The 23129-nt window shown below is 71.8% G+C and carries 20 protein-coding genes and 2 pseudogenes; 16 read left to right on the top strand and 6 right to left on the bottom strand.

Going from position 1 to position 23129, the window contains the following annotated elements; genetic code table 11:
* Positions 1 to 67: 67 nt before the first annotated feature.
* A complete protein-coding gene (locus KGS77_RS08040) occupies positions 68 to 937 on the bottom strand; it encodes a VOC family protein (protein WP_242579829.1) in 870 nt (289 codons plus the stop codon).
* Positions 938 to 1207: 270 nt separating this feature from the next.
* On the opposite strand from KGS77_RS08040, the gene KGS77_RS08035 reads away from it, so the two are divergent.
* A complete protein-coding gene (locus KGS77_RS08035; RefSeq protein ID WP_242579828.1) occupies positions 1208 to 2086 on the top strand; it encodes a sulfurtransferase in 879 nt (292 codons plus the stop codon).
* Positions 2087 to 2520: 434 nt separating this feature from the next.
* Here KGS77_RS08035 and sepH read toward each other — a convergent pair whose 3' ends face one another.
* Positions 2521 to 3600 carry a septation protein SepH gene (gene sepH / locus KGS77_RS08030; protein ID WP_242579827.1) on the bottom strand — a complete coding sequence of 360 codons (1080 nt, stop codon included), beginning with the start codon at positions 3598 to 3600 and terminating at the stop codon, positions 2521 to 2523.
* Between the two features lie 494 nt (positions 3601 to 4094).
* Here sepH and KGS77_RS08025 point away from each other — a divergent pair, with 494 nt between their 5' ends.
* Both KGS77_RS08025 and KGS77_RS08020 read left to right on the top strand, forming a co-directional pair.
* Entirely contained in the window at positions 4095 to 4601 is a 507-nt protein-coding gene (locus KGS77_RS08025; protein WP_242579826.1) for a hypothetical protein, read from the top strand.
* Positions 4535 to 5140: a hypothetical protein gene (locus KGS77_RS08020; protein WP_242579825.1), complete on the top strand. Its 606-nt coding sequence runs from the start codon at positions 4535 to 4537 to the stop codon at positions 5138 to 5140. The genes KGS77_RS08025 and KGS77_RS08020 overlap by 67 nt, the downstream gene beginning before the upstream one ends.
* 51 nt (positions 5141 to 5191) lie before the next feature.
* Here KGS77_RS08020 and KGS77_RS08015 read toward each other — a convergent pair.
* Positions 5192 to 6484: pseudogene (locus KGS77_RS08015) on the bottom strand (D-arabinono-1,4-lactone oxidase); the annotation flags it as partial.
* A 64-nt stretch (positions 6485 to 6548) separates the two neighbouring features.
* Positions 6549 to 7847 (bottom strand): MFS transporter, encoded by a 1299-nt coding sequence (locus KGS77_RS08010; RefSeq protein WP_242579824.1) that lies wholly within the window; start codon positions 7845 to 7847, stop codon positions 6549 to 6551.
* A gap of 227 nt (positions 7848 to 8074) precedes the next feature.
* Between KGS77_RS08010 and KGS77_RS08005 the strand changes: the two genes are divergently transcribed.
* Both KGS77_RS08005 and KGS77_RS08000 read left to right on the top strand, forming a co-directional pair.
* Entirely contained in the window at positions 8075 to 9259 is a 1185-nt protein-coding gene (locus KGS77_RS08005; protein ID WP_242579821.1) for a ferrochelatase, read from the top strand.
* A gap of 125 nt (positions 9260 to 9384) precedes the next feature.
* Positions 9385 to 10188: an inositol monophosphatase family protein gene (locus KGS77_RS08000; protein WP_242587349.1), complete on the top strand. Its 804-nt coding sequence runs from the start codon at positions 9385 to 9387 to the stop codon at positions 10186 to 10188.
* Positions 10189 to 10373: 185 nt separating this feature from the next.
* On the opposite strand, the gene KGS77_RS07995 is transcribed toward KGS77_RS08000, so the two are convergent.
* Positions 10374 to 10547: a hypothetical protein gene (locus KGS77_RS07995; RefSeq protein WP_242579819.1), complete on the bottom strand. Its 174-nt coding sequence runs from the start codon at positions 10545 to 10547 to the stop codon at positions 10374 to 10376.
* Between the two features lie 328 nt (positions 10548 to 10875).
* Between KGS77_RS07995 and KGS77_RS07990 the strand changes: the two genes are divergently transcribed.
* The 4 genes and pseudogenes from KGS77_RS07990 (at position 10876) to KGS77_RS07975 (ending at position 14401) form a co-directional block, all read left to right on the top strand.
* Positions 10876 to 11529: a response regulator transcription factor gene (locus KGS77_RS07990; RefSeq protein WP_242579817.1), complete on the top strand. Its 654-nt coding sequence runs from the start codon at positions 10876 to 10878 to the stop codon at positions 11527 to 11529.
* Positions 11530 to 11535: 6 nt separating this feature from the next.
* A pseudogene (locus KGS77_RS07985) lies at positions 11536 to 12799 on the top strand (HAMP domain-containing sensor histidine kinase).
* Positions 12800 to 13225: 426 nt separating this feature from the next.
* The gene (locus KGS77_RS07980; RefSeq protein ID WP_033267328.1) at positions 13226 to 13525 is read left to right on the top strand and encodes a DUF4193 domain-containing protein; all 300 of its coding nucleotides are present in this window, start codon (positions 13226 to 13228) and stop codon (positions 13523 to 13525) included.
* Positions 13526 to 13540: 15 nt separating this feature from the next.
* A complete protein-coding gene (locus tag KGS77_RS07975) occupies positions 13541 to 14401 on the top strand; it encodes a hypothetical protein (protein ID WP_242579815.1) in 861 nt (286 codons plus the stop codon).
* Between the two features lie 141 nt (positions 14402 to 14542).
* On the opposite strand, the gene KGS77_RS07970 is transcribed toward KGS77_RS07975, so the two are convergent.
* Positions 14543 to 14986: a DUF3093 domain-containing protein gene (locus tag KGS77_RS07970; protein ID WP_242579811.1), complete on the bottom strand. Its 444-nt coding sequence runs from the start codon at positions 14984 to 14986 to the stop codon at positions 14543 to 14545.
* A 58-nt stretch (positions 14987 to 15044) separates the two neighbouring features.
* On the opposite strand from KGS77_RS07970, the gene KGS77_RS07965 reads away from it, so the two are divergent.
* The 7 genes from KGS77_RS07965 to kdpC all read left to right on the top strand — a co-directional run bounded on the left by KGS77_RS07965 (position 15045) and on the right by kdpC (position 21872).
* A complete protein-coding gene (locus tag KGS77_RS07965) occupies positions 15045 to 15638 on the top strand; it encodes a PaaI family thioesterase (RefSeq protein ID WP_242579799.1) in 594 nt (197 codons plus the stop codon).
* Entirely contained in the window at positions 15635 to 16156 is a 522-nt protein-coding gene (gene dut / locus KGS77_RS07960) for a dUTP diphosphatase (protein ID WP_242579797.1), read from the top strand. Before KGS77_RS07965 ends, dut begins: the two co-directional genes overlap by 4 nt.
* 1 nt (position 16157) lies before the next feature.
* Positions 16158 to 16928 carry a DUF3710 domain-containing protein gene (locus KGS77_RS07955; protein WP_242579795.1) on the top strand — a complete coding sequence of 257 codons (771 nt, stop codon included), beginning with the start codon at positions 16158 to 16160 and terminating at the stop codon, positions 16926 to 16928.
* A 357-nt stretch (positions 16929 to 17285) separates the two neighbouring features.
* On the top strand, positions 17286 to 17375 hold the full coding sequence (gene kdpF / locus KGS77_RS07950) for a K(+)-transporting ATPase subunit F (RefSeq protein WP_221911170.1): 90 nt from the start codon (positions 17286 to 17288) through the stop codon (positions 17373 to 17375).
* 8 nt (positions 17376 to 17383) lie between these two features.
* A complete protein-coding gene (gene kdpA, locus KGS77_RS07945; RefSeq protein ID WP_242579793.1) occupies positions 17384 to 19060 on the top strand; it encodes a potassium-transporting ATPase subunit KdpA in 1677 nt (558 codons plus the stop codon).
* On the top strand, positions 19057 to 21192 hold the full coding sequence (gene kdpB, locus KGS77_RS07940; protein ID WP_242579791.1) for a potassium-transporting ATPase subunit KdpB: 2136 nt from the start codon (positions 19057 to 19059) through the stop codon (positions 21190 to 21192). The genes kdpA and kdpB overlap by 4 nt, the downstream gene beginning before the upstream one ends.
* Before the next feature lie 20 nt (positions 21193 to 21212).
* The gene (gene kdpC, locus KGS77_RS07935) at positions 21213 to 21872 is read left to right on the top strand and encodes a potassium-transporting ATPase subunit KdpC (protein WP_242579789.1); all 660 of its coding nucleotides are present in this window, start codon (positions 21213 to 21215) and stop codon (positions 21870 to 21872) included.
* Positions 21873 to 23129: the final 1257 nt, after the last annotated feature.

The raw sequence follows: 23129 nt of genomic DNA, 5'->3' as shown, positions 1-23129 counted from the left end.
CCACCGTTAGGTGGAGCCGATGGTCCATCCCTACCGGATAACCCGGACCGCCGCATGCTCTCCCCGCTCACTCGTTCGGGTCCGCCGGGCCCGCCGGGCCCGCCGGGCCCGCCGGGCCCGCCGGTCCTGCTGGTCCTGCTGGTTCTGCCGGGTCTTCCGGGTCTTCGTACGGTTCGATCACCGTGAAGACCGCGCCCTCGGGGTCGGCGACGGTCGCCAGCCGCCCGTGTGCGGAGTCCCGCGCCCCCCGCAGCACCCGCCCGCCCAGCTCCGCGACCCGGCGTACCGCGGCATCGGTGTGGGAGACCGCGAAGTACGTCATCCAGTGCGGCCCCCGGTCACGCGGCAGCGCGTCGCCCACGCCGTGGATCCCCGCCACCGCGTGCCCTTTGAGGTACAGCGTCAGATAATCCACCCCGGCCGTCGCGGCCGGCTCGGTCTCGTAGCCGAAGACCGTCTCGTAGAAGGCCCCGACCGCGTCCGTCTCCCTGGTCACCAGCTCGTTCCACACCGGGGTGCCCGGCTCCCCGGCCACCGCCGTACCCTGCATCGCCTTGCCCTGCCAGAGCCCGAAGACCGCGCCCTGCGGGTCGGAGGCGATGGCCATCCGCCCCTCCTGGTCCGCGTCCAGCGGACCGACGCCGACCGTGCCGCCGCAGCAGCGGATGCGCTCGGCCGCCGCGTCCGCGTCGTCGCTGGCGAGATAGGTGGTCCAGGAGACATGGAGATGCCGGTCGGGTGCCAGCTCGCCGATCCCGGCCACCTCCCGGCCGCCGAGGAAGGCACGGACGTACGGGCCGAAGTGCTGCGGCCCCGGCCCGAACTCCCAACCGAACAAAGCGCTGTAGAACTTCTGCGTGGCGGACAGGCCGTGCACCATGAGACTTACCCAGCAGGGCGCGCCCGGCGTCCGCCGGGCCGCTGCCTCCGTCGTCATCGTCACTTGCTCCTCGGACCCTCGGGATGGTGACCGTGCGGGGTCGGTACGTCACTGGATCCGGCCCCGAGCCGATGCTCGCACCACCGGACCTGCTACGCGCCCCGGCCGCGCCGACTTCGGCGCGTTCCCACAGGAGATTGCCCGATTTGATGTTTCGCTTCCGTTTCGGCGCTGTTGCCGATGCTGTTGCCGACGGGCGTTGTCCGTCGTGCGCAGGGCGGACGCCGGGCTTCAGCGCGTAGGGGTCGCTACGCAAGGATGGGCGCCATGACTGTCATCATCACCGCGACCGAACTCATGGCCGAACTCGCGGGCGGGCAGCCCGGGAAGGCCCGGCCGGTCCTGCTGGACGTCCGCTGGCAGCTCGGGGGGCCGCCGGGAGGTCCGCAGTACGCGGCCGGCCATCTGCCCGGCGCGGTCTACGTCGACCTCGACGGCGAACTGGCGGGCCCCTCCGGTCCGGCCGGCCGCCACCCGCTGCCGGACCTGGAGGTGTTCACCGCGGCCATGCGCCGGGCGGGCATCGGCGCGGACAGCGAGGTGGTCGTGTACGACGGCGGGCCGGGCGAGGTCCCGGCACAGAACCCCGCGGCGGGCTGGGCCGCGGCCCGCGCCTGGTGGCTGCTGCGCTGGGCCGGGCACTCCTCGGTACGGGTCCTGGACGGCGGCCTCGCCGCCTGGACCGCGGCCGGCGGCGCCCTGACCACCGACGTACCGGAACCCGTACCGGGCGATTTCACCCCCGCTCCCGGCGCGCTGCCCCTGCTCACGGCGCCGGACGCGGCGGCCCTGGCCCGCCGCGGTGTCCTGCTGGACGCACGGGCGGCCGAGCGCTACCGGGGGGACGTGGAGCCCATCGACCGGGTCGGCGGCCACATCCCGGGCGCGCTCAGCGCCCCGACGACGGAGAACCTCGCGCCCGACGGGACCTTCCGGGCGCCCGGTGAACTCGCCGAACGCTTCTCCTCGCTCGGCGCGACGGCCGGCGCGGAGGTCGGCGTCTACTGCGGCTCGGGCGTCTCGGGCGCCCACGAAGTCCTCGCCCTGGCCATCGCCGGCGTGCCCGCCGCGCTGTACGTCGGCTCCTGGAGCGAGTGGTCCTCGGACGCGTCGCGGCCGGTCGCCACGGGACCGCAGCCGGGCTGAGCGGGAGCCGGCAAGAAGCCGGCAAGAAGGGGGCGCGGCTCGGGCGACGGCGGGCTCGCGCCCGTACCCCGTGCGCCCCGGCAAAAAAATCAGGGGCGGTTGGGCCGTACGGGTGAGGCCGGCGGCGTACCGGTGCCAAGGGGCACCGGGGGGAGTGCCGCAAGGGCGCGGGCGCCGGGCGCGCGTACGGCGACGCACGCGGGCCCGCCGTCAGGGGTCGGGAAGCGCGGCGCGGTGGGCTTTGTGGGGCCGCATGCGGCGGTACGGCGTACGGCGGCAAGGCCGTACGGCGTGCGGAGTTCGGCAGCCCCGTACGCGCGCAGGTACAGGGCACACAGCGGCACGGAAGGGCTGATCGCGCTGCGGACCTGCTGATCGCGCTGCGAACCTCCTGGTGGAACGGGCCGGCCGGCCTCCGGCTCCCGGCCCCGCTCCTACTCCGGCTTCTTGCGCCGCGTCCCGAAGACGATCTCGTCCCAGCTCGGCACGGCGGCCCGCCGCCCCGGCCGTACGCCGTCCGCCTCGGCCTGCCGGTCGGTCGTCCCGGTCAGCCGGTCGCGGTGGCCCGCCACCGCCCTGGGCATCAGCACGTCGGCGTACGCGGAACCGGCGCCGGCGCTCGCCGCGGGCGGCTCCTCGACCTCCGCCTGCGCGGCCGGCTCATCGCTCTGCGCCGTCTTGGCGGACTCCGGCACGATCATGTCGCCCCGGAAGCTGGGCACGGCCTCCAGCAGGCTCGTCAGCGAGTCCCGCTCGCGCTCCCGCTCACCGGCGGTGTTCTCCTCGCCGCTCCCGGAGTCCTCGGCGGACACCTTGGCGCGGTCGCGCTCGGAACGGTCCCGGTCGCGGTCCGGCATCTGGCGGTCCAGGGCGCGGTCCAGCGGCCGGTCACGCGGCAGCCGCGCGATGCGGGGTACGAAGGGGAAGCTCGGCTCGGGGGTGTCGTCCGTCTCGCCGATCAGCGCCCGCGCCTCGTCGTCCACCGCCTGGACGAGCCGTCGCGGCGGGTCGTACGTCCAGCTCGCCGAATGCGGCTCGGTGGCCACGCGGTAGACCAACAGCACCTCCCAGGTGCCGTCGTCCCGCCGCCAGGAGTCCCACTGCACGGACTCCTTGTCGGCGCCGCGCAGCAGCAGCCGCTCGGCCACCGCCTCGCCGAGCTGCGGTCCGGTGTTCTCGCCGGGCCGGCGTACGGGCGTCTTACGGGCCCGCTCGGCCATGAAGGCGCGCTCCGCGAGCACGGGGCCCTCGAAGCGGCGTACGCGGTCCACGGGGATGCCGGCGAGCTGGGCGACCTCCTCCGCGGAGGCACCGGCCCGTATGCGCGCCTGGATGTCCCGCGGACGCAGATGGCTCTCGACCTCGATCTCGATCTGGCCCAGACGCGCGCGGTCGTTGCGGACCGCGGCGCGCAGCCGCTCGTCGATCGGAAGCGTGTACTCGGTGCTGTCCGCAGCTTTGAGCACCAGCCGTGTGCCGTCGTTGGAGACGGCCACGACACGCAGTTCGGGCATGGGGACCTCCCGGGTGGTGCCTGCCGACGTCACGTGCGTCGCTGCTTCCGCTAGTCGAGTGTGGCCTGCCCGGGTGCAGCCTGCCACAACATTGCCGAGTTACCCGGCGTGTCGGGGCTTGGCCCAGAAACGCCGTTATGACACGGTTACCAGTTCGCAACGCTCAGTGACCATGTCCTGCCCTGGGCCCGATCGACCCGTTCCGAACGGCGGCGCCCCCGGGTGAGTGTCGCCTTCAGGGCCCCTCCCGTGGGTCCGGGCAGCCGGACGGGTTCCGGGGCCAGGGCTCGCCACAGTACTCCATTCGGGCCACTGAGGTGGACCGCCGCGCCGCCGAACTTCTCGCAAGTCAAGGGAGTTGGGTCGTCTTGTCGATCTCTCTACACAAAGCAGGGTGGCGAGGTTCACAGATTGGTCCGATTCGGAACTAACTCCGCCGTTTGAAGGTCCCTTCTCCGTGCAAGACGGATCGAAAGGCCGATCAAGGGCGGGAGATGGACGAGCGAACCGATACCGGCACAAAGGAGAAGGGGGCCGGCGAGAAGGGTGAGAAGGGCGGGAAGCGGATCGACCTGAGCCTGGCCCAGGTCGCGGGCAGCTCCCTGGCGGCGGCGATGGCCGCCTTCCTCGCGGGCCGGCTCGGCGTCTACGGGACCATCGTCGGAGCGGGCCTGGTCAGCGTGGTGGCCACCACCGGCGGCCCGGTCTTCCAGCACTTCTTCCGGCGTACGGGTGAGCAGCTCAAGGAAGTCACGGTCAGTACCCGGACCGGACCGCGCCGCTCCCGTACGGGCCAGGTGCCGCCCTCCCGCCGCCCGCCGACCCCACCGTGGTGCTGCCCACGTACGACCGGACGGGCGCGCCGGACGGGACGACCGCCGTCGCCGCCTCCGGGGGCACGGGGGAGTTCACCTCGGCCACGTACGGGACGCGGATGCGTGGCTGGAAACGACCGGTCCTCGCCGCGCTGGCGGTCTTCGTCCTGGCGATGGGCGTCGTGACGGGGATCGAACTGGCGACGGGGCACGCGGCGGACGGCGGGACGGGCAGCTCCCTGGGGCGCGTCATCGATCCGGCCGGCTCCAAGGACAACGCGCCGAAGAAGCCGGACGGCTCGACCTCGGAGGACCGCTCGCCCGGTGACGGAGCGGGCGACGGCAGCGGCGGGGCGACCCCCGGCCCCGGCGAGTCCTCGGGGAAGAAGGAAGGCACCGACGGCGGAACCGGTGATTCCGCGGGCGCGGACCCCTCCGCGTCACCGCACTCCTCGCCGTCCCGGGACGGCACCTCCTCCCCGCCCCCGTCGCCCGGCACCGGCGGCTCGCCGAGCACGGGTACGGGCACCGGGTCGGACGGCGGCTCGAAGAGCGGCTCGGGCTCCGGTTCCGGCTCGGGCTCCGGCTCGGATTCCGGTTCCGGCACCGGCGACCGGGGGAAGAGCGGCGGTGCCGAGGGCGGCGCCGCCGACGGAGGCGGGAGCGGGCAGCAGCGGCCCGGCTCGCAGGACGGCCGGCAGGCCCCGGACCCGAAGTCCTCCTGAGCCGGCCGCCGGCGCCGCTCGCCCCCGCCCGCCCGGGACGGCCGCCGCTCCTCACTCGCCCAGGACGCGCCGCAGGTAGGCGTTGGTGAACAGGCGCTGCGGGTCCAGCCGGTCCCGCAGCGCCGTGAACTCCCCGAAGCGCGGGTAGACACCGCGGAGGTAGTCGGCGTCGCGGCTGTGCAGCTTGCCCCAGTGCGGCCGTCCGCCGTGCGCGACCATGATCCGCTCGGCGGCGGCGAAGTACGCCGCGTGCGGCGTCCCCCGGTACATGTGCACGGCGATGTAGGCCGTGTCCCGCTCAGAGGCGGTGGACAGCGGGATGTCGTCGGCGGGCGCGGTCCGTACCTCCACCGGGAAGCTGACCCGGAACGCGGAGCGCTCCACCAGCGCCTTCAGTTCACGCAGCGCCTCGACGGCCGCCGCCCGCGGCAGCGCGTACTCCATCTCCACGAAGCGCACCCGGCGCGGCGTGGTGAAGACCTTGTACGGGATGTCGGTGTACGTACGGGCGGACAGGGCGCGGCTGGAGACCTTGGCGATGCCCGGTATGGCGGCCGGCACCGTCCGGCCGACCGAGCAGGCGATCTGGAAGACGCCGTTGGAGAGCAGTTCGTCCTCGATCCAGCCGCTGATCCTGCCGGGCGGCGCCGCCGGGCCCTGGCTGCGGTTGTTGCGCTTGGTCGTGCAACTGCCGGTGTGCGGGAACCAGTAGAACTCGAAGTGCTCGTTCTCGGCGACGAGCTGATCGAACTCTTCCGTCACCTGCTCGAAGGGCATCGGTTCTTCGCGGGCCGTGAGCAGGAACTCCGGCTCCACCGCCAAGGTGATCGCCGTGATCACGCCCAGCGCGCCGAGACCCACCCGGGCCGCCGCGAAGACCTCCGGGTTCTCCTCGGCGGAGCAGGTGAGCACCGAGCCGTCGGCCGTGACCAGCTCAAGGCCCCTGATCTGCGCGGCGATCGAGGCCGAGTCCCGGCCGGTGCCGTGGGTGCCGGTGCTGGTGGCTCCCGAGACGGTCTGCTCCATGACGTCGCCCATGTTGGTCAGCGACAGGCCGTGCGCGGACAGGGTCCGGTTCAGGTGCTTGAGCGGGGTGCCGGCGCCCACGGTCACGGTGCCCGCCGCGCGGTCCACCTCCCGTACGCCGGACAGCCGTTCGGGGCGGATCAGCAGTCCGTCCGTGGCGGCGACCGCGGTGAAGGAGTGGCCGGTGCCCACCGCCTTGACGGTCAGCCCGTCGGCGGCGGCCCGGCGGACCGCGGCGGCCAGCTCCTCGGTGGTGGACGGCACCACGGTCCGTACGGGACGGGAGGTGATGTTCCCCGCCCAGTTGCGCCATACGGTCCCCGGCCCGCTCCCGCTCCCGCTGCCGCGTGCCGCGCCCGGCCGGTTCCCGGGCCTTGTTGCTTCAGGACGCTCTGCCCCGGACCGATTCGTCCCGGCCCCGTTCGCTCCGGTCCCTCGTACCTGGGTCATCCGTGCTCATCCCTCCCCTTGCCTGCGACAGGGCCGAGCCCTCCCGCTGCGGCGCCGGACGGAGCCGGCGGTATCCGAGGAACGCCACCACCGCCGCGAGCGCCCCCGCCACGGCCGGCACCAGATACCCCGCGCCGGCCCCGGCCGCGTCCACCACCCAGCCGGCGGCCGACGAGCCGAGCGCCACCCCGACCGCGAGCCCGGTACTGGTCCAGCTCATTCCCTCGGTCAGGTTCGCGCGCGGTACGTGCTGCTCGACCAGGGCCATGGTGGTCACCATCGTCGGTGCGATGGACAGACCCGCGAAGAAGAGCGCCACGGCCAGAAACGTGAGGTTCCCGACCAGTTGGAGCGGGATCATACTCACGGCCATCGCACAGACGCCCACCAGCCACCTGCGGGACGGCTCACCCTTGAGGTGCAGCAGGCCGAACACCGCGCCCGCCACGCACGATCCGAGGGCGTAGACCGCCAACACCACGCTGGCCGCGGCCTTGTGGCCGGCCTCCTCGGCGAACGCCACCGTCACCACGTCGACCGCGCCGAAGATCGCTCCGGTGGCCACGAAGGTCGCCACCAGCACCTGGAGACCGGGGGAGCGCAGCGCCGACTGCCGGGTGTGCTCCTCGCGCGGATGCGGTACGGGCTCGGTCGCGCGCTGCGCGGTCAGCCACAGGACACCGGCCACCAGGAAGACGGCCGCCAGCAGCGGGCCCGCCTCGGGGAACCACGCCGTGGACAGCCCGATGGACAGGATGGGCCCCAGGATGAAGCAGAGCTCGTCGACGATCGACTCCCACGAGTACGCGGTGTGCAGGAGCCGGGCGGAGCCGTCGTGGATCGCCGCCCAGCGGGCCCGCACCATCGAGCCGACGCTCGGCATGCTGCCCGCCCCGGCGGCGAAGACGAACAGCGTCCAGTCCGGCCAGCCCTGCTGGGCGCTGAGCAGCAGTCCCGCGACGGCGGTGACGGTCAGCAAGGTGGCCGGGCGCAGCACCCGGCGCTGGCCGTGCCGGTCCACCAGCCGGGAGACCTGCGGGCCCAGGACGGCGGCGGAGAGCGCAAGCGTCGCCGAGAGCGCCCCGGCCAGGCCGTAGCGGCCGGTGAGCTGGGAGACCATCGTGACCACGCCGATGCCCAGCATCGACAGCGGCATCCGGCCCAGCAGCCCGGCGGCGGAGAACGCCACGGTGCCGGGGCGGCCGAATATGGCGCGGTAGGGACTGGGCAAGGGGCGCTCCGCCGGATGAGGACCGGTGGCCGGCGCGACCGGCGACCAGTAAGGCATGACAGGGGTTGATACAGCTTACGGGTGCAGGGGCGCACGCGCCTCCGGATTTCCGCGCCCCCGCGCCCCCTGTTCGCGCCCCCTTTCCGCGTCCCCTCCTGCCTCCGCGCCCGCCTCCCCGCCCAGGGGGTCCCACGGCGCTGCCGGGAGGAGGGTGGCAGGATCGAAACATGCCTGAACAGAGCGAGTCCCGCGCCCCTTCCGCCGGGGGGAGCCCCGGCCCGGACACCACCCCCGACGCCGCTCCCTATGACGCCCTGCTGCTGCTGTCCTTCGGCGGCCCCGAAGGACCGGACGACGTCGTTCCGTTCCTGGAGAACGTCACCCGCGGCCGGGGCATCCCCCGCGAACGGCTCAAGGAGGTGGGGCAGCACTACTTCCGCTTCGGCGGCGTCAGCCCCATCAACGCGCAGAACCGCGAGCTGCTCCAGGCACTGCGCAAGGACTTCGCCGAACACGGCCTGGACCTGCCGGTCTACTGGGGCAACCGCAACTGGGCGCCCTATCTGACCGACACCCTGCGCGAGATGGTCCGCGACGGCCGCCGCCGCATCGCCGTCCTGGCCACCAGCGCGTACGCCTCGTACTCCGGCTGCCGCCAGTACCGCGAGAACCTCGCCGACGCGCTCGCCGCCCTCCAGGCCGAGGGCCTCCGGCCGCCCCGGGTCGACAAGCTGCGCCACTACTTCAACCACGCCGGCTTCGTACGCCCCATGGTCGACGGGGTGCTCGCCGCGCTCGCCGAGCTGCCCGAAGCCGTACGCGACCGGGCGCACCTGGCCTTCACCACCCACTCCATCCCGCTCTCCGCCGCCGACACCTCCGGCCCGCCGCAGGACCACACCGAGGGCGGCGAAGGCGGCGCGTACGTCGCCCAGCACCTGGACGTGGCCGAGGTGATCGCCGAGGAGGTCCGCCAGGAGACCGGCACCGCTCACCCCTGGCAGCTCGTCTACCAGTCGCGCAGCGGCGCCCCGCACATCCCCTGGCTGGAGCCGGACATCTGCGACCACCTGGAGGAGCTGCACGGCGCCGGTGTCCCGGCCGTGGTCATGGCCCCCATCGGGTTCGTCTCGGACCACATGGAGGTCAAGTACGACCTGGACACCGAGGCCGCCGACAAGGCCGCCGAGCTGGGCCTGCCGGTCGCCCGCGCCGCCACCGTCGGCGCCGACCCGCGCTTCGCCGCGGCCGTCCGCGACCTGGTCCTGGAGCGTGCCGCCGCCGAGCGGGGGCGGAACCCGGAGCGCTGTGCCCTGGGCGCGCTGGGGCCCAGCCACGACCTGTGCCCGGCCGGGTGCTGCCCGGCCCGTACGCCGCGCCCGGCCGCCGCGGGCGCCGACGCCCCGGCGTAGCGCCCGCAGGCCTTCACCCATGACGACGCCCCGTGCGTCCGACCCGTATGTCCGACCCGTACGACGCTCTCGTACGACCAAGGAGCACCGTGTCCGATCCGCTGAAGGACGAGTTGAAGGACCACCTGAAGGACCACCTGAAGGACGAACTGCTGGAGCTGGCCCTGGAAGCCGCGCGGCGCGCGGGGAACCTGCTGCGCGACGGACGGCCCGCCGACCTCGGCGTCGCCGCCACCAAGACCAGCCCCATCGACGTCGTCACCGAAATGGATGTCGCCTCCGAGAAGCTGATCACCGGCTTCCTCACGGAGCAGCGCCCCGCCGACGGCTTCCTGGGCGAGGAGGGCGCCAGCATCGAGGGCAGCAGCGGCGTGCGCTGGATCATCGACCCCGTCGACGGCACCGTCAACTACCTGTACGGGCTGCCGTCCTGGGCGGTGTCCATCGCCGCGGAGAAGGACGGCGAGGTGATCGTCGGCGTCGTGGCGGCGCCGATGCGCGGCGAGACCTATCAGGCCGTCCTGGGTGGCGGGGCGCATGCCAACGGCGAGCCCGTCCGTGTCCGGCACCCCGCGCCGCCGCTGTCCCAGGCGCTGGTCGGCACCGGTTTCGGCTATGTCGCCGAGCGCCGGGCGGCCCAGGCCGAGGTGCTGCGGACGCTGCTGCCGCGGGTGCGTGACATCCGGCGCGGCGGGTCGGCCGCGATCGACCTGTGCGACGTGGCGTGCGGCCGGCTGGACGCGTACTACGAGCGGGGGCTGAACCCGTGGGACCTGGCGGCGGGCGAGCTCATCGCCCGGGAGGCCGGCGCGCGCACCGGGGGCCGGCCGGGCGAGCCGGCCTCCGGCGAACTGGTCCTGGCGGCCTCCCCGGGCGTCTTCGAGGAGTTGGAGCCCCTCCTGGACGAGCTGGGCGCCTGGCACGACTGACGGCGCCCCGCAGGGCCCGGGCCCGCGACCCGCGCCGGGCCCGCGCGCCGGGCCCGGTCCAGCGCCGGACACCTCCACCGTCCGCGCAACGCACGACGGCGCCCCGGCACCCTCGCGGGGCACCGGGGCGCCGTCGTGCATACCTGGCGGTCCGACGGGCACAAGCCGTCACGGGCCGCCGGAGGTCAGACCCTGGCCGGGCTGACCTCCACGCCGTGCTCGGAGGCCAGTCGCCGGAGGTCTTCCAGCTCGGCCTGCTCGACGTCGGCGAGGAAGTCGTCGCCCGCGGCACGGGCCCGGTCCAGGTCGGCTTCGGTGTTCCGTATGCGCTGCAGAATGCCTGCGGTGAACGCGTCCATGTGCGCCCCCTCGTCGTGGGTCGGTTCGGGTGGCACGGGGGTGTGCCCGGGAGGGTTCCCTGCGGCCGGGGCCGGAGGGCATCGATCACGGCGTGGTCCCTGCGAGTGGATCGGGTAGCGGCATGCAGCCCTACAGGGCGTGATCGCGGATGTGCAGTCGTCCTCCCCACACCGGACCTCAGGGAAACCTCAGGCGGGCCGGCAATCCCGCCGATCGGGGCCGGACCTTCCCCTTACTGCCGGTTTACGGCTCTTACGGGCAGGATGGAAGGGCTCTGAAGCTTTTGTTGTGCCCTGCTCCCCGGGGCCGTGAGGAAGGACTAGCGACGTGCGTGTACTCGTCGTCGAGGACGAGCAACTGCTCGCCGATGCCGTGGCGACCGGACTGCGCCGGGAGGCCATGGCGGTCGACGTGGTCTACGACGGCGCGGCTGCGGTGGAACGGATCGAGATCAACGACTACGACGTGGTCGTTTTGGACCGTGACCTGCCGCTGGTGCACGGTGACGACGTCTGCCGCAAGATCATCGAGCTGGGGATGCCCACCCGCGTCCTGATGCTCACCGCCTCCGGTGACGTCAGCGACCGCGTGGAGGGCCTGGAGATCGGCGCGGACGACTACCTGCCCAAGCCGTTCGCCTTCACCGAGCTGACCGCCCGCGTACGGGCCCTGGGGCGCCGTACGACCGTGGCCCTGCCGCCCGTGCTGGAGCGGGCCGGCATCAAGCTGGACCCCAATCGCCGCGAGGTCTTCCGGGACGGCAAGGAGGTCCAGCTCGCGCCCAAGGAGTTCGCGGTGCTGGAGGTCCTGATGCGCAGCGAGGGCACGGTCGTCTCGGCCGAGCAGTTGCTGGAGAAGGCGTGGGACGAGAACACCGACCCGTTCACCAATGTCGTACGGGTCACGGTCATGACGCTGCGCCGCAAGCTCGGCGAGCCCGCGGTGATCGTCACGGTGCCCGGCTCGGGCTACCGGATCTGACCGGCGATGCCCTCCTTCTCCAAGACGCCCGCCCCGCCGCCCGCGGCCCCGCCCAAGCCCACCTGGGACCCCCGGCCGGCCAATGTGCGGCCCTTCCCCTGGCTGCGTCCCACGATCCGCATACGGCTCACGCTGCTGTACGGCGGGATGTTCCTGATGGCCGGGATCGTGCTGCTGGCGATCATCTACATGCTGGCCGCCACCGCCCTGAGGAACGGCAGCCAGCCCCCCTTCAAGATCTACGGCACCGTGGGCCGGGACTTCCAGCTCGACAGCGTCACCTGCCCGGGCCTGTCCTCCTCGGACAACGCCGGCATCCTGAACCAGGCCATCAACGCGTGCGTCCAGCGCCAGCAGGCGGAGGCCCTGCGGGTGCTGCTCAACCGCTCCCTGCTGGCGCTGCTGGGCCTGACCGTGGTGGCCTTCGCCTTCGGCTACGCCATGGCGGGCCGGGTGCTCTCCCCGCTGGGCCGCATCACGCGGACCGCCCAGCGGGTCGCCGGCTCCGACCTGCACCGCCGGATCGAGCTGGGCGGTCCGGACGACGAGCTCAAGGAGCTGGCCGACACCTTCGACGAGATGCTGGACCGCCTCGATCGCGCGTTCGAATCCCAGCGCCGGTTCGTGGCGAACGCCTCGCACGAGCTGCGCACCCCGCTGGCCATCAACCGCACCCTCCTGGAGGTCCAGCTCGCCGACCCGGACGCCTCCCCGGAGCTGGCCCAGCTCGGCAAGACGCTGCTGGCCACCAACGAGCGCAGCGAACAGCTCGTCGAGGGTCTCCTGCTGCTCGCCCGCAGCGAGAACAAGATCGTGGACAAGAGGCCGGTCGACCTCGCCGAGGTCGCCTCGCAGGCACTGGACCAGACCCGCGCGGAGGCGCAGGTCAAGGGCGTGGAGCTCAAGGGCGTGCGCCAAGAGGTCTTCGTCCAGGGCAACGGCGTCCTGCTGGAACGCATCGCGCTGAACCTCGTCCAGAACGCGGTGCGCTACAACGTACGCGAGCAGGGATGGGTGGAGGTCACGACCGAGGCACAGCCGGGCTGTGCGGTGCTGGTCGTCTCCAACACCGGCCCGGTGGTCCCGGCGTACGAGGTGGAGAACCTCTTCGAGCCCTTCAGGCGGCTGCGTACGGAGCGAACGGGCAGCGACAAGGGGGTGGGCCTGGGGCTGTCCATCGTGCGCTCCGTGGTGCGCGCCCACGACGGCACGATCTCGGCCCGGCCGGGAGGGCGGCGGGCTGGTCATACGGGTCGTCCTGCCGCTGTAAGCCCCTCACGCCGGTCCGGCTTGACGTGACGGGGGGTGGCCGGGGATCCTTCGCCGAGTTCGCTTTGCGCGGAATTCCTCCGGTCCGCCCTCCGTTTTGGAGGTGTGTGATCGCTCACAGGCGCGAATTTCCGGCCATCCACTCGCCGTGATCAGAACAGCCGGTGCAAAGCCGGGAAAATCCGGGTTTCCGGGGCCCTTGATCACGGGAAGTACACGTGATGGCGTGCGCGAGGTGCGACATTCGGACCGTGTACGGTCCTGTTCGCCATCCAAACCGATCACCTCTTCAGGGGTGCGGTTGGGTGTCGATTGAGTAACAGACCTTGATGTGAGGCAAAATCTCCGCCTCAGGTCGGGCACAAGTCCGGCCTCTCACGCGTTACGTGCGCTGGAGACACCGCAGACACCCAGAGGGGAGAGCGACATGGCTACGGATTACGACACCCCACGCAAGACCGATGACGACCTCAACGAGGACAGCATCGAGGAACTGAAGTCGCGGCGGAACGACAAGTCCGCCTCGGCCGTCGACGTCGATGAGTTCGAGCAGGCCGAGGGCCTGGAACTGCCCGGCGCCGATCTTTCCAACGAAGAGCTGGCCGTGCGCGTGCTGCCCAAGCAGCAGGACGAATTCACGTGCATGAGCTGCTTCCTCGTGCACCACCGCAGCCAGTTGGCCGAGGAGAAGAACGGTCAGCCGATCTGCCGCGACTGCGCGGCCTGAGAAGCGGTCGACGCCATGGCAGGCGTGAACCCGTTCCGTAAGGGCCGCAAGGACCACGAGGGCGGGCCAGGCCCGGCGACCGGCGCACGACCACAGGAAACAGACGCGCCCGCGCCCGCCGGCCCGACCGCCCTTCCGGCGGAGCGGACGGCCGAGGTACCGCAGGAGCGGGGCCGTGCGGCCTCGCTCGCGGCGGCGCTCGGCCGTGGCGCCAAGAAGGGCGGCCGGGGCGTGCGCGCGGCGCTGTCCATGGCTGCCGACCGGATCATCGAAGCCCCGCGCATCCCCGTACGGAACCTGGCGACGCTGCGCGCGCAGTTCCCCGGACTGTCCCCCGAGGAACTGGCCGACAAGCTGGTCCGCGGGGCCACCAAGGGCACCGCGGGCGTCGGAGCGGGCGTGGGCGCGGCGGCCATGCTGCCCGTACCGCCCGCCATGCCGGCCGAGCTGGCCGCCGAGATCGCCGCGGTGGCGACCGTGGAGATCAAGCTGATCGCCGAGCTCCACGAGGTCTACGGCCTGCGGCCCAAGGGGAACCTCAAGGAGCGGGCAGGCGCCTACCTGACGTCCTGGACCGAGGAACGGGGCATCGACGTCACCCGGCCCACCTCCGTGAACGCCGCCCTCGGCGGGCAGATGAAGCGCGAGCTGCGCCAGCAGATCATGAAGCGCACGCTGCGCAACCTCCCCAACCTCACCCCGTTCATGGTCGGCGCCGCGGTCGGTGCCGTCATGAACTACCGGGACACCAAGAAGCTCGCGGACCGCGTCCGCGAGGACCTGCGCGCCAAGCAGGTGTCGTGGGACGCCCTGCCGTACGACGGCCTTGAGCCCGAGCTGCCGGAAGGCGGCTTCGAGCACGAGCAGGCCGGCTGAAGACCGCGCCCCGAGCTGCGGCCGACCCGCCACGCCCCGAGCCGCCACGCCCCGAGCCGCGGCCGACGCCCGCGCCCGGGCCGGGCGCCTCAGCGGCCCCTCCAGGGGCAGCCGGACCCCGCAAGGACCCGCGCAGGCCCCTCAGGCCCGTACGGCCGCCAGCGCCGCCACCAGGCGCTCGGGCTCCCGCGTGGAGAGGTAGGCATACGGCGTCGGGTCCGCGGGATCGGTGATCTCCACGCGTACGGCCGTCCGGATGTAACTGCGCAGCAGCATGAACGCACGGGTGTCGGCCTTGTGCGTACGCCAGGCCAGCGCCTCCTGCGCGTCCAGCACCTGGGCCTCGCCCAGCGCGGAGACCGGGATCCGGGCGTCGCCCGCGATCAGCGCGTCCCCCACGACGCGGATGCGCGCCGAACCGTAGGAACTCACCGCCACCGCCGCCAGCGCGCTTCCGCCGACCAGACCGCCGAGCATCGCCGGGGTCCCCAGCGGAAGCAGGATCAGTGCGCAGGAGATGCCGATCAGCCCGGCGATCACCCACCAGGAGCGGGGCGCGGTGAGACGTTCTTCGTACGACTGCATGGCTCCAGCTTGGCACGGAGGCGCAGGTCCGTTACGCGCGCGGGTAGGGTCTGCACTCGTGAGTGGAACTGACCAAGCCCCGACGCGGCTGACGCCCCCGCCGGACGCCGTCGCGCCGGTGCGGCACCCCGACGCCCCGGCGCCCGGAGAACTGCTCGGCACGCACTACGACCGCTGCTTCGGCTGCGGTACGGGCCAGCCGCACGGCCTGCACCTGGAAGCACGGGCCGGCGCCGGTGTGAGCGTGAGCGCCGAGTTCACGGTCAAGGAGGCCCACCAGGGCGCGCCGGGCCTGGCGCACGGCGGCGTCCTGGCCACGGCGCTGGACGAGACGCTGGGCTCCCTGAACTGGCTGCTGCGGGTGATCGCGGTGACCGGGCGGCTGGAGACCGACTTCCTGCGGCCCGTACCCGTCGGCACGGTGCTGCACCTGGACGCGCGGATCACCGCCGTCCACGGAAGGAAGATCTACTCGGAGGCCACCGGCCGGATAGGCGGCCCCGGCGGCCCGGTCGCGGTGCGCGCCGAAGCCCTGTTCATCGAGGTCGGGGTCGACCACTTCATCGACAACGGCCGGCCGTCGGACATCCGGGCCGCGATGGCCGACCCCGACCAGGTCAAGCGAGCCCGCGCATTTGAGGTGAACCCGTGAGTCACGTACGGAATCCGGTGGATGTACTGCTCCGGCGTCTGGACCCGGAGGTGCCCGTGCCCTCGTACGGGCACCCGGGCGACGCGGGGCTGGACCTGGTCACCACCGAGGCGGCGGAACTGGGGCCGGGGGAGCGCGCGGTGCTCCCCACCGGAGTGTCCATCGCGCTCCCCGACGGGTACGCGGCCTTCGTGCACCCGCGCTCGGGCCTGGCCGCCCGCTGCGGAGTGGCGCTCGTGAATGCCCCCGGGACGGTGGATGCCGGGTACCGTGGGGAAATCAAGGTGATCGTGGTCAATCTGGACCCGCGCGACAGTGTGCGGTTCGAGAGGTTCGACCGGATCGCCCAACTGGTCGTCCAGCAGGTCGAGAAGGTGCGCTTCCACGAGGTGGCGGAACTTCCCGGCTCGGCGCGGGCCGAGGGGGGATTCGGTTCCACCGGCGGTCATGCGGCGGTGGACGGCTCCACGGGTGGGAATGGATACGCATCGGTCGGTGCCGACCGGGAAGGACAGTGACGTGTTCGGACGTCGCAAGAAGAACGAGGCTCCTGAAACGTCGGTGCGGGCGTCCGACCTCGCCGACGAGGCGACCGCGGACGGGACCACCGCGCAGGAGGACGACGCGGAGCCGCAGCGCGTGAGCCTGCCGCCGGCCCCGCGCCCCGACGGCCCCTGGGACGTCTCCGAGGTCAGGGAGCCGGGCGAGGGCCGGGTGGACCTCGGCGGTCTGTTCGTCCCCGGCGTGGAGGGCATGGAGCTGCGGGTGGAGGTCGCCGGTGACGCGATCGTCGCCGCGACCGTGGTGCTGCAGGACAGCGCCGTACAGCTCCAGGCGTTCGCCGCCCCCAAGAACGAGGGGATCTGGAACGAGGTCCGCGAGGAGATCGGCGTCGGCATCACCCAGCAGGGCGGTGTCGTCGACGAGGTCGACGGGCCGCTGGGCTGGGAGCTGCGCGCGCAGGTCCCCGTACAGCTTCCGGACGGGACCAACGGCGTGCAGGTCGTGCGCTTCGTCGGCGTGGACGGGCCGCGGTGGTTCCTGCGCGGTGTCATCTCCGGCCAGGGCGCGGTGCAGCCGCAGGCCGCCGGGGTGCTGGAGCAGATCTTCCGGGACACGGTCGTGGTACGGGGCGAGGCGCCGATGGCGCCCCGTGACCCGATCGTCCTGAAGCTGCCGGAGGACGCGCAGATGGTGCCGGACGGCGTGCAGCAGGACCGCAGCGAGTCGCGCTTCGGCGGCGGCGTGGAGCGCCTGGAGCGCGGGCCGGAGATCACCGAGATCCGCTGATACCGGGCCGGGCACGCGGTCCCCAGGTGCCCGCCCGCCCCGCAGCCGGGCGGCGCCGGCGGACCGCGCGGCGGCTCAATAGTGACGGTTCCGGTGGGCCGTATCCCTTCTGAAGGGGTACGGCCCACCGGCCTTTGTGCAGGTCAGGGCGCGAAGCGTATGGAAACCGTCAACGGTGCGCTAATGGCCGTAAGGGAGACGTCAACGGCGGTCCCACTTGGTCACGTTGGAGGTTTGCTCTAGGGGTCCGTTCCAACCGACCCACCTAGGAGCACACGATGGCCGACGTGGCCTTCGTCGTCACCATGATCGCGGTCTTCGCGGTGGTGGCTCTCGTCGCCAAGGGGTGGCGAAGCTGTGACCATCGAGAACATCGTCGGCCTGGTCGTGGCCGTCGCCCTGCTGGGCTACCTGGTCCTCGCCCTCGTCTTCCCGGAGAGGTTCTGAGCACCGACATGAGCCCCATCCTGGCAGGCGTGCTCCAGCTCATGGCGCTGATCGCGGCGCTGGCCCTGGCGTACCGCCCCCTCGGCGACTTCATGGCCGCCACGTACAGCTCCAAGAAGCACCTGCGTGTCGAGAAAGCGATCTACCGCTGCATAGGCGCGAACCCGGACACCGAGATGCGCTGGCCGGCGTACCTGCGCGGCGTCCTGGCCTTCTCCCTGGTGGGCCTGCTCTTCCTCTACCTGCTGCAGCGTCTCCAGGGCAGCCTGCCGCTGTCCTTCGGCTTCGCCTCCATCAGCCCCGACCAGGCGTTCAACACCGCCGCGTCCTTCGTGGCCAACACCAACTGGCAGTCCTACAGCGGCGAGCAGGCCATGGGCCACGTCGTGCAGACGGCCGGCCTGGCGGTGCAGAACTTCGTCTCGGCCGCCACCGGCATGGCGGTGGCGATCGCCCTGGTACGCGGCTTCGCCCGCTCCCGCACCGGTGAACTGGGCAACTTCTGGTCGGACCTGGTGCGCGGCACCGTACGCGTACTGCTGCCGATCTCCGTCATCGGCGCGCTGGTGCTGGTGGCCTGCGGCGCCATCCAGAACTTCGCCGGCATCCACGAGGTCGGCCAGTTCATGGGCGGCTCGCAGCAGACCGGCGGCGGTGCGTACGCCTCGCAGGAGGTCATCAAGGAACTGGGCACCAACGGCGGCGGCGTCGCCAACGCCAACTCCGCCCACCCCTTCGAGAACCCCAACGCCTTCACCAACCTCTTCGAGATCTTCCTGATCCTGGTCATCCCCTTCTCGCTGACCCGGACCTTCGGCAAGCTCGTCGGCAACATCCGGCAGGGCTACGCGATCCTGGCCACGATGGGCTTCATCTGGCTGGCCTTCACCGCCCTGATGATGTGGACCGAGTTCGCCCACGGCGGCCCGGCGCTCCAGGCGGCCGGCGGCGCGATGGAGGGCAAGGAGACCCGCTTCGGCATCGGCGGCTCGGCGATCTTCTCGGTCGCCACCACCCTCACCTCCACCGGCGCCGTGGACTCCTTCCACTCCTCCTTCACCGCCTTCGGCGGCGGCATCCAACTGCTGGGCATGATGCTCGGCGAGATCGCCCCCGGCGGCGTCGGCTCCGGCCTGTACGGCATGCTCGTCATGGCGATCATCGCGGTGTTCATCGCGGGCCTGATGGTGGGCCGTACGCCCGAATACCTGGGCAAGAAGATCAGCACCCGCGAGATCAAGCTTGCGGCCTGCTACATCCTGATCACCCCCACGCTGGTCCTGGGCTTCACCGCCGCCTCGATGGTGCTGCCGGACGCGCTGGGCTCGATGCTCAACACCAAGGCGCTGGGCGCCGGCTCGCACGGTTTCTCCGAGGTGCTGTACGCCTTCACCTCCGGCGCCAACAACAACGGCTCGGCCTTCGGCGGCCTGAACGCCAACACCCCCTGGTACAACACCACGATCGGGCTCGCGATGCTGCTCGGCCGCTTCCTGCCGATGGTGTTCGTCCTGGCACTGGCCGGCTCGCTCTCCGAACAGAAGCCGATCCCGGAGACCGCCGGCACGCTCCGTACCGAGAAGCCGCTCTTCGCGGGTCTGCTGGTCGGCACCATCCTGATCATCACCGGTCTGACGTACTTCCCCGCGCTCGCCCTGGGCCCGCTGGCGGAGGGACTGTCATGACCACCGAGACAAGGCAAGAGGAGCCCGGCTCCATGTCCACCGTCACGCCCACCCGTGCCCCGCACCAGGACGTTCCCAGCGGGCACAAGCCCGAGGACGGCCGGGTCGGCGCCGGACTGTTCGACCCCAGGCAGATGCTGAAGTCGCTGCCGGACGCCCTGCGCAAGCTCGACCCGCGGGTGATGATCAAGTCGCCCGTCATGTTCGTGGTCGAGGTCGGTTCCGTCCTGACCACCGTCTTCGCCTGTGCCTCCCCCTCGGACTGGTTCGGCTGGGCGATCGCCGTCTGGTTGTGGCTGACCGTCGTCTTCGCCAACCTCGCCGAGGCGGTCGCCGAGGGCCGCGGCAAGGCACAGGCCGACACCCTGCGCAAGGCCAAGACCGACACGGTGGCCCGCCGTCTGAACGGCACGAGCGAGGAACAGGTCCCGGGCACCGAACTGCGGGTCGGCGACCTGGTCGTGTGCGAGGCGGGCGACATCATCCCCGGTGACGGCGATGTCGTCGACGGCGTGGCCTCGGTGGACGAGTCCGCCATCACGGGCGAGTCGGCGCCGGTCATCCGCGAGTCCGGCGGCGACCGGTCCGCGGTCACCGGCGGTACGAAGGTCCTCTCCGACCGCATCGTCATCAAGATCACGACCAAGCCGGGCGAGACCTTCATCGACCGGATGATCAACCTCGTCGAGGGCGCCGCACGGCAGAAGACGCCCAACGAGATCGCGCTGAACATCCTGCTGGCCTCGCTGACCATCGTCTTCCTGCTGGCCGTGGTCACCCTCCAGCCGTTCGCGATCTACGCGGGCGCCGAACAGCCCATGATCGTGCTGCTGGCGCTGCTGGTCTGTCTGATCCCCACCACGATCGGCGCGCTGCTCTCGGCCATCGGCATCGCCGGCATGGACCGCCTCGTCCAGCGCAACGTCCTGGCGATGTCCGGACGCGCCGTGGAGGCCGCCGGTGACGTCTCCACCCTCCTGCTGGACAAGACCGGCACCATCACCCTCGGCAACCGCCAGGCCGCCGAGTTCGTCCCCGTACGGGGCACGACCGCCGCCGAACTCGCGGACGCCGCCCAGCTCTCCTCGCTGGCCGACGAGACGCCCGAGGGCCGCTCGATCGTCGTCCTGGCCAAGGAGAAGTACGGGCTGCGCGAGCGCCACCAGGGGCAGTTGACGGGCGCCGAGTGGGTGCCCTTCACCGCCCAGACCCGTATGTCGGGCGTGGACGTGGACGGGCGCAAGGTCCGCAAGGGCGCCACCGGCTCCGTGATCGCCTGGGTCGAGGAACAGGGCGGCACCGTCCCCGACGACGCCGACCAGGTCGCCAACCAGATCTCCGAGGCCGGCGGCACACCGCTGCTGGTGGCCGTGGAGGACGCGGACGGCGCCCGGGTGCTGGGCGTCATCCACCTCAAGGACGTCGTCAAGGAGGGCATGCGCGAGCGGTTCGTCGAACTGCGCAAGATGGGCATCAAGACCGTCATGATCACGGGCGACAACCCGCTGACGGCCAAGGCCATCGCGGACGAGGCGGGCGTGGACGACTTCCTCGCCGAGGCCACGCCCGAGGACAAGATGGCGCTCATCAAACGCGAGCAGGCGGGCGGCAAGCTCGTCGCCATGACCGGTGACGGCACCAACGACGCGCCCGCGCTGGCCCAGGCGGACGTCGGCGTGGCCATGAACACCGGCACCTCGGCCGCCAAGGAGGCCGGGAACATGGTCGACCTGGACTCCAACCCCACCAAGCTCATCGAGATCGTCGAGATCGGCAAGCAGTTGCTGATCACCCGCGGCGCCCTGACCACCTTCTCCATCGCCAACGACGTCGCGAAGTACTTCGCGATCATCCCGGCGATGTTCGCGGTGGCCTACCCGGGCCTGGACACCCTGAACATCATGCGGCTGTCCAGCCCCAACTCCGCGATCCTGTCCGCCATCATCTTCAACGCGCTGATCATCGTCGCGCTGGTGCCGCTGGCCCTGAAGGGCGTGCGCTACCGGCCGGTCAGCGCCGACAAGATGCTCCGCCGCAACCTGGGGATCTACGGACTGGGCGGCCTGATCGCCCCGTTCATCGGCATCAAGATCATCGATTTGCTCATCTCCCTCATCCCCGGGCTGAGCTGAACCAGGAGCCTGTGATCGCCATGAACAACTCCGTACAGAACAGCGCCCGGCTCATAGGGGCGGGCCTGCGCGCCGTACTCGTCCTGACCCTGGTCTGCGGCGTCATCTACCCGCTGGTCGTCACCGGCGTGGCCCAGGCAGCCTTCCCCAACAAGGCCAACGGCTCCGAGATCAGCCACGACGGCAAGACCGTCGGCTCCCGCCTCATCGGCCAGCGCTACGACAAGGGCCAGGACAAGGACGGCAACCCCATCCCCGACCTGCGCTTCTTTCAGCCGCGCCCATCGGCGGGCCTGGGCAGCAACAAGACCAACGGGGTCAACACCCAGTACGACCTGAAGGTTTCCGGAGCCACCAACCTGGGCGCGAGCAACACCGACCTGGTCAAGGCCGTCAAGGAACGCAAGCAGTGGGTCTCCCGGACGTACGGGGTGCCCGAGTCCCAGGTCCCGGCGGACGCCGTGACCTCCTCCGGCTCGGGGCTGGACCCGCACATCTCGCCCGAGTACGCGCGCCTCCAGGCCGGCACGGTCGCCAAGGAGAACCACCTGGATCCCGCGAAGGTCCGGGACCTGGTCCAGGAACACACCGAGGGCCGCCTGCTGGGCTTCATGGGCGAACCCCGGGTCAACGTCCTTGAACTCAACATCGCCCTGAAGGACCTGGCCAAGCAGCACTGAACCGACGCCGCCGCCGACGCCCGTCGGCCGCCCCGCGGCCCGGCCGCCCGGCTCCCGCCCCCGGAGAGGACTTCTCGTCCCTCTCCGGGGGCTTCACCACTCCGTCGTCTTCCTCTTCCCCGTCCCCTTTCTCTCCCTCTTCCTCGCCTCCCCCGAGAGTTATCCACAGGCATTGCCCGCCCGCTCGCACCCTCCGCATACTGACAACCGCAGCAGTCGCAGGAACAGCAGAACAGACAGCCAGGCAGGTCGCGGGCACGCAGAAGAGCGCGTTCGCACGATGCCCGGCCGACTCACGAACGGGGGATGGGCAATGAGGAATGAGGACGGGGACGGGGCGGACGGCGGTACACCGACACACCCGCGCGAGGCGGCGCCATCTCTGTCCGATCGCGCACAGGAGCCAATCGGCGGGCCGATAACCGGAACCCCCTGACAACAGGGGGAAGCACAAACACCACCAGGTGCGTCGGCCCGCGTACATGGGGGCACCGGGTACGGCGAGCGGCGACCTGCATGTCTCTGGAGCCGCACCACGGGCAGACGTGCCGCGCCGTGCCCGCGCGGGCCGGGCCGCCGGAGCCCGGTGCCGATGCCGACATCGAAGCCGGCACCGGCACGACACCGCTATGCGATGGCAGGAGGTTGCTCGCCGGTCCGGCGGCGAGGCCGAGGTGCGAGGTGGACTGCTCAGCTCAGCCCGGCGGCAGGATCGGCGCGTCCCTGTTGGCTGGCCTGACGGTGAGCAGGTACGGGCTGTAGTCCGAGGTGCGAGGCGGTGCGGGCTGTGGGTCCGAGGGGCTAAACGGTGCGGGCTGTAGGTCCGAGGTGCTAAGCGATGCGGGCTATCGGTCTGACGACAAGGTGGCGCGGGCTGCCGACCGACGGTGAGGCCGGCCCGGGCTATCGCTCTGGTGGTGAGGCTGGTGCAGGCTGCCACCCGGTGGTGAGGTCGGCGTGGGCTGCCACCCCGTGGTGAGGCCGGCGCGGGCTGTCGCCCGTGGTGAGGTCGGCGCAGGCTGTCGCCCGGTGGTGAGGCCGGCGTGGGCTGTCGCCACCCGGCGGTGAGGCCGGTGCAGGCTGTCGCCTGGCAGTGGGGCGGGTGCAGGCTGCCACCCGGCGACACGGTGATGCAGCCTGCTGGTCGGTCCGACAGGGGGGGGGAGGGGTGGGTGGGGGGGGGCCCCGAGGAGGGGACTCGGGGTACGGCTCGGTGGGGAGGGCAGCCCCCATAAGGAGCAGTTTCCAGAAGAAAGG

It is taken from the genome of Streptomyces sp. MST-110588, from assembly GCF_022695595.1.
In the GTDB taxonomy this organism is placed as follows: Bacteria; Actinomycetota; Actinomycetes; order Streptomycetales; family Streptomycetaceae; genus Streptomyces.
The sequence above is the reverse complement of the archived record's forward strand: the minus strand, read 5'-3'. Positions and strand labels throughout refer to the sequence as shown.

Coding starts and splice junctions, on each gene's coding strand:
- KGS77_RS07995 (WP_242579819.1), bottom strand. CDS start 10,547: ATGGACGCGTTCACCGCAGGCATTCTGCAGCGCATACGGAACACCGAA.
- kdpB (WP_242579791.1), top strand. CDS start 19,057: ATGACCACCGAGACAAGGCAAGAGGAGCCCGGCTCCATGTCCACCGTC.
- KGS77_RS07975 (WP_242579815.1), top strand. CDS start 13,541: ATGGCAGGCGTGAACCCGTTCCGTAAGGGCCGCAAGGACCACGAGGGC.
- KGS77_RS08020 (WP_242579825.1), top strand. CDS start 4,535: ATGCGTGGCTGGAAACGACCGGTCCTCGCCGCGCTGGCGGTCTTCGTC.
- KGS77_RS07980 (WP_033267328.1), top strand. CDS start 13,226: ATGGCTACGGATTACGACACCCCACGCAAGACCGATGACGACCTCAAC.
- kdpA (WP_242579793.1), top strand. CDS start 17,384: ATGAGCCCCATCCTGGCAGGCGTGCTCCAGCTCATGGCGCTGATCGCG.
- KGS77_RS08040 (WP_242579829.1), bottom strand. CDS start 937: ATGACGACGGAGGCAGCGGCCCGGCGGACGCCGGGCGCGCCCTGCTGG.
- kdpC (WP_242579789.1), top strand. CDS start 21,213: ATGAACAACTCCGTACAGAACAGCGCCCGGCTCATAGGGGCGGGCCTG.
- sepH (WP_242579827.1), bottom strand. CDS start 3,600: ATGCCCGAACTGCGTGTCGTGGCCGTCTCCAACGACGGCACACGGCTG.
- KGS77_RS08025 (WP_242579826.1), top strand. CDS start 4,095: ATGGACGAGCGAACCGATACCGGCACAAAGGAGAAGGGGGCCGGCGAG.
- KGS77_RS08005 (WP_242579821.1), top strand. CDS start 8,075: ATGCCTGAACAGAGCGAGTCCCGCGCCCCTTCCGCCGGGGGGAGCCCC.
- KGS77_RS07970 (WP_242579811.1), bottom strand. CDS start 14,986: ATGCAGTCGTACGAAGAACGTCTCACCGCGCCCCGCTCCTGGTGGGTG.
- KGS77_RS08035 (WP_242579828.1), top strand. CDS start 1,208: ATGACTGTCATCATCACCGCGACCGAACTCATGGCCGAACTCGCGGGC.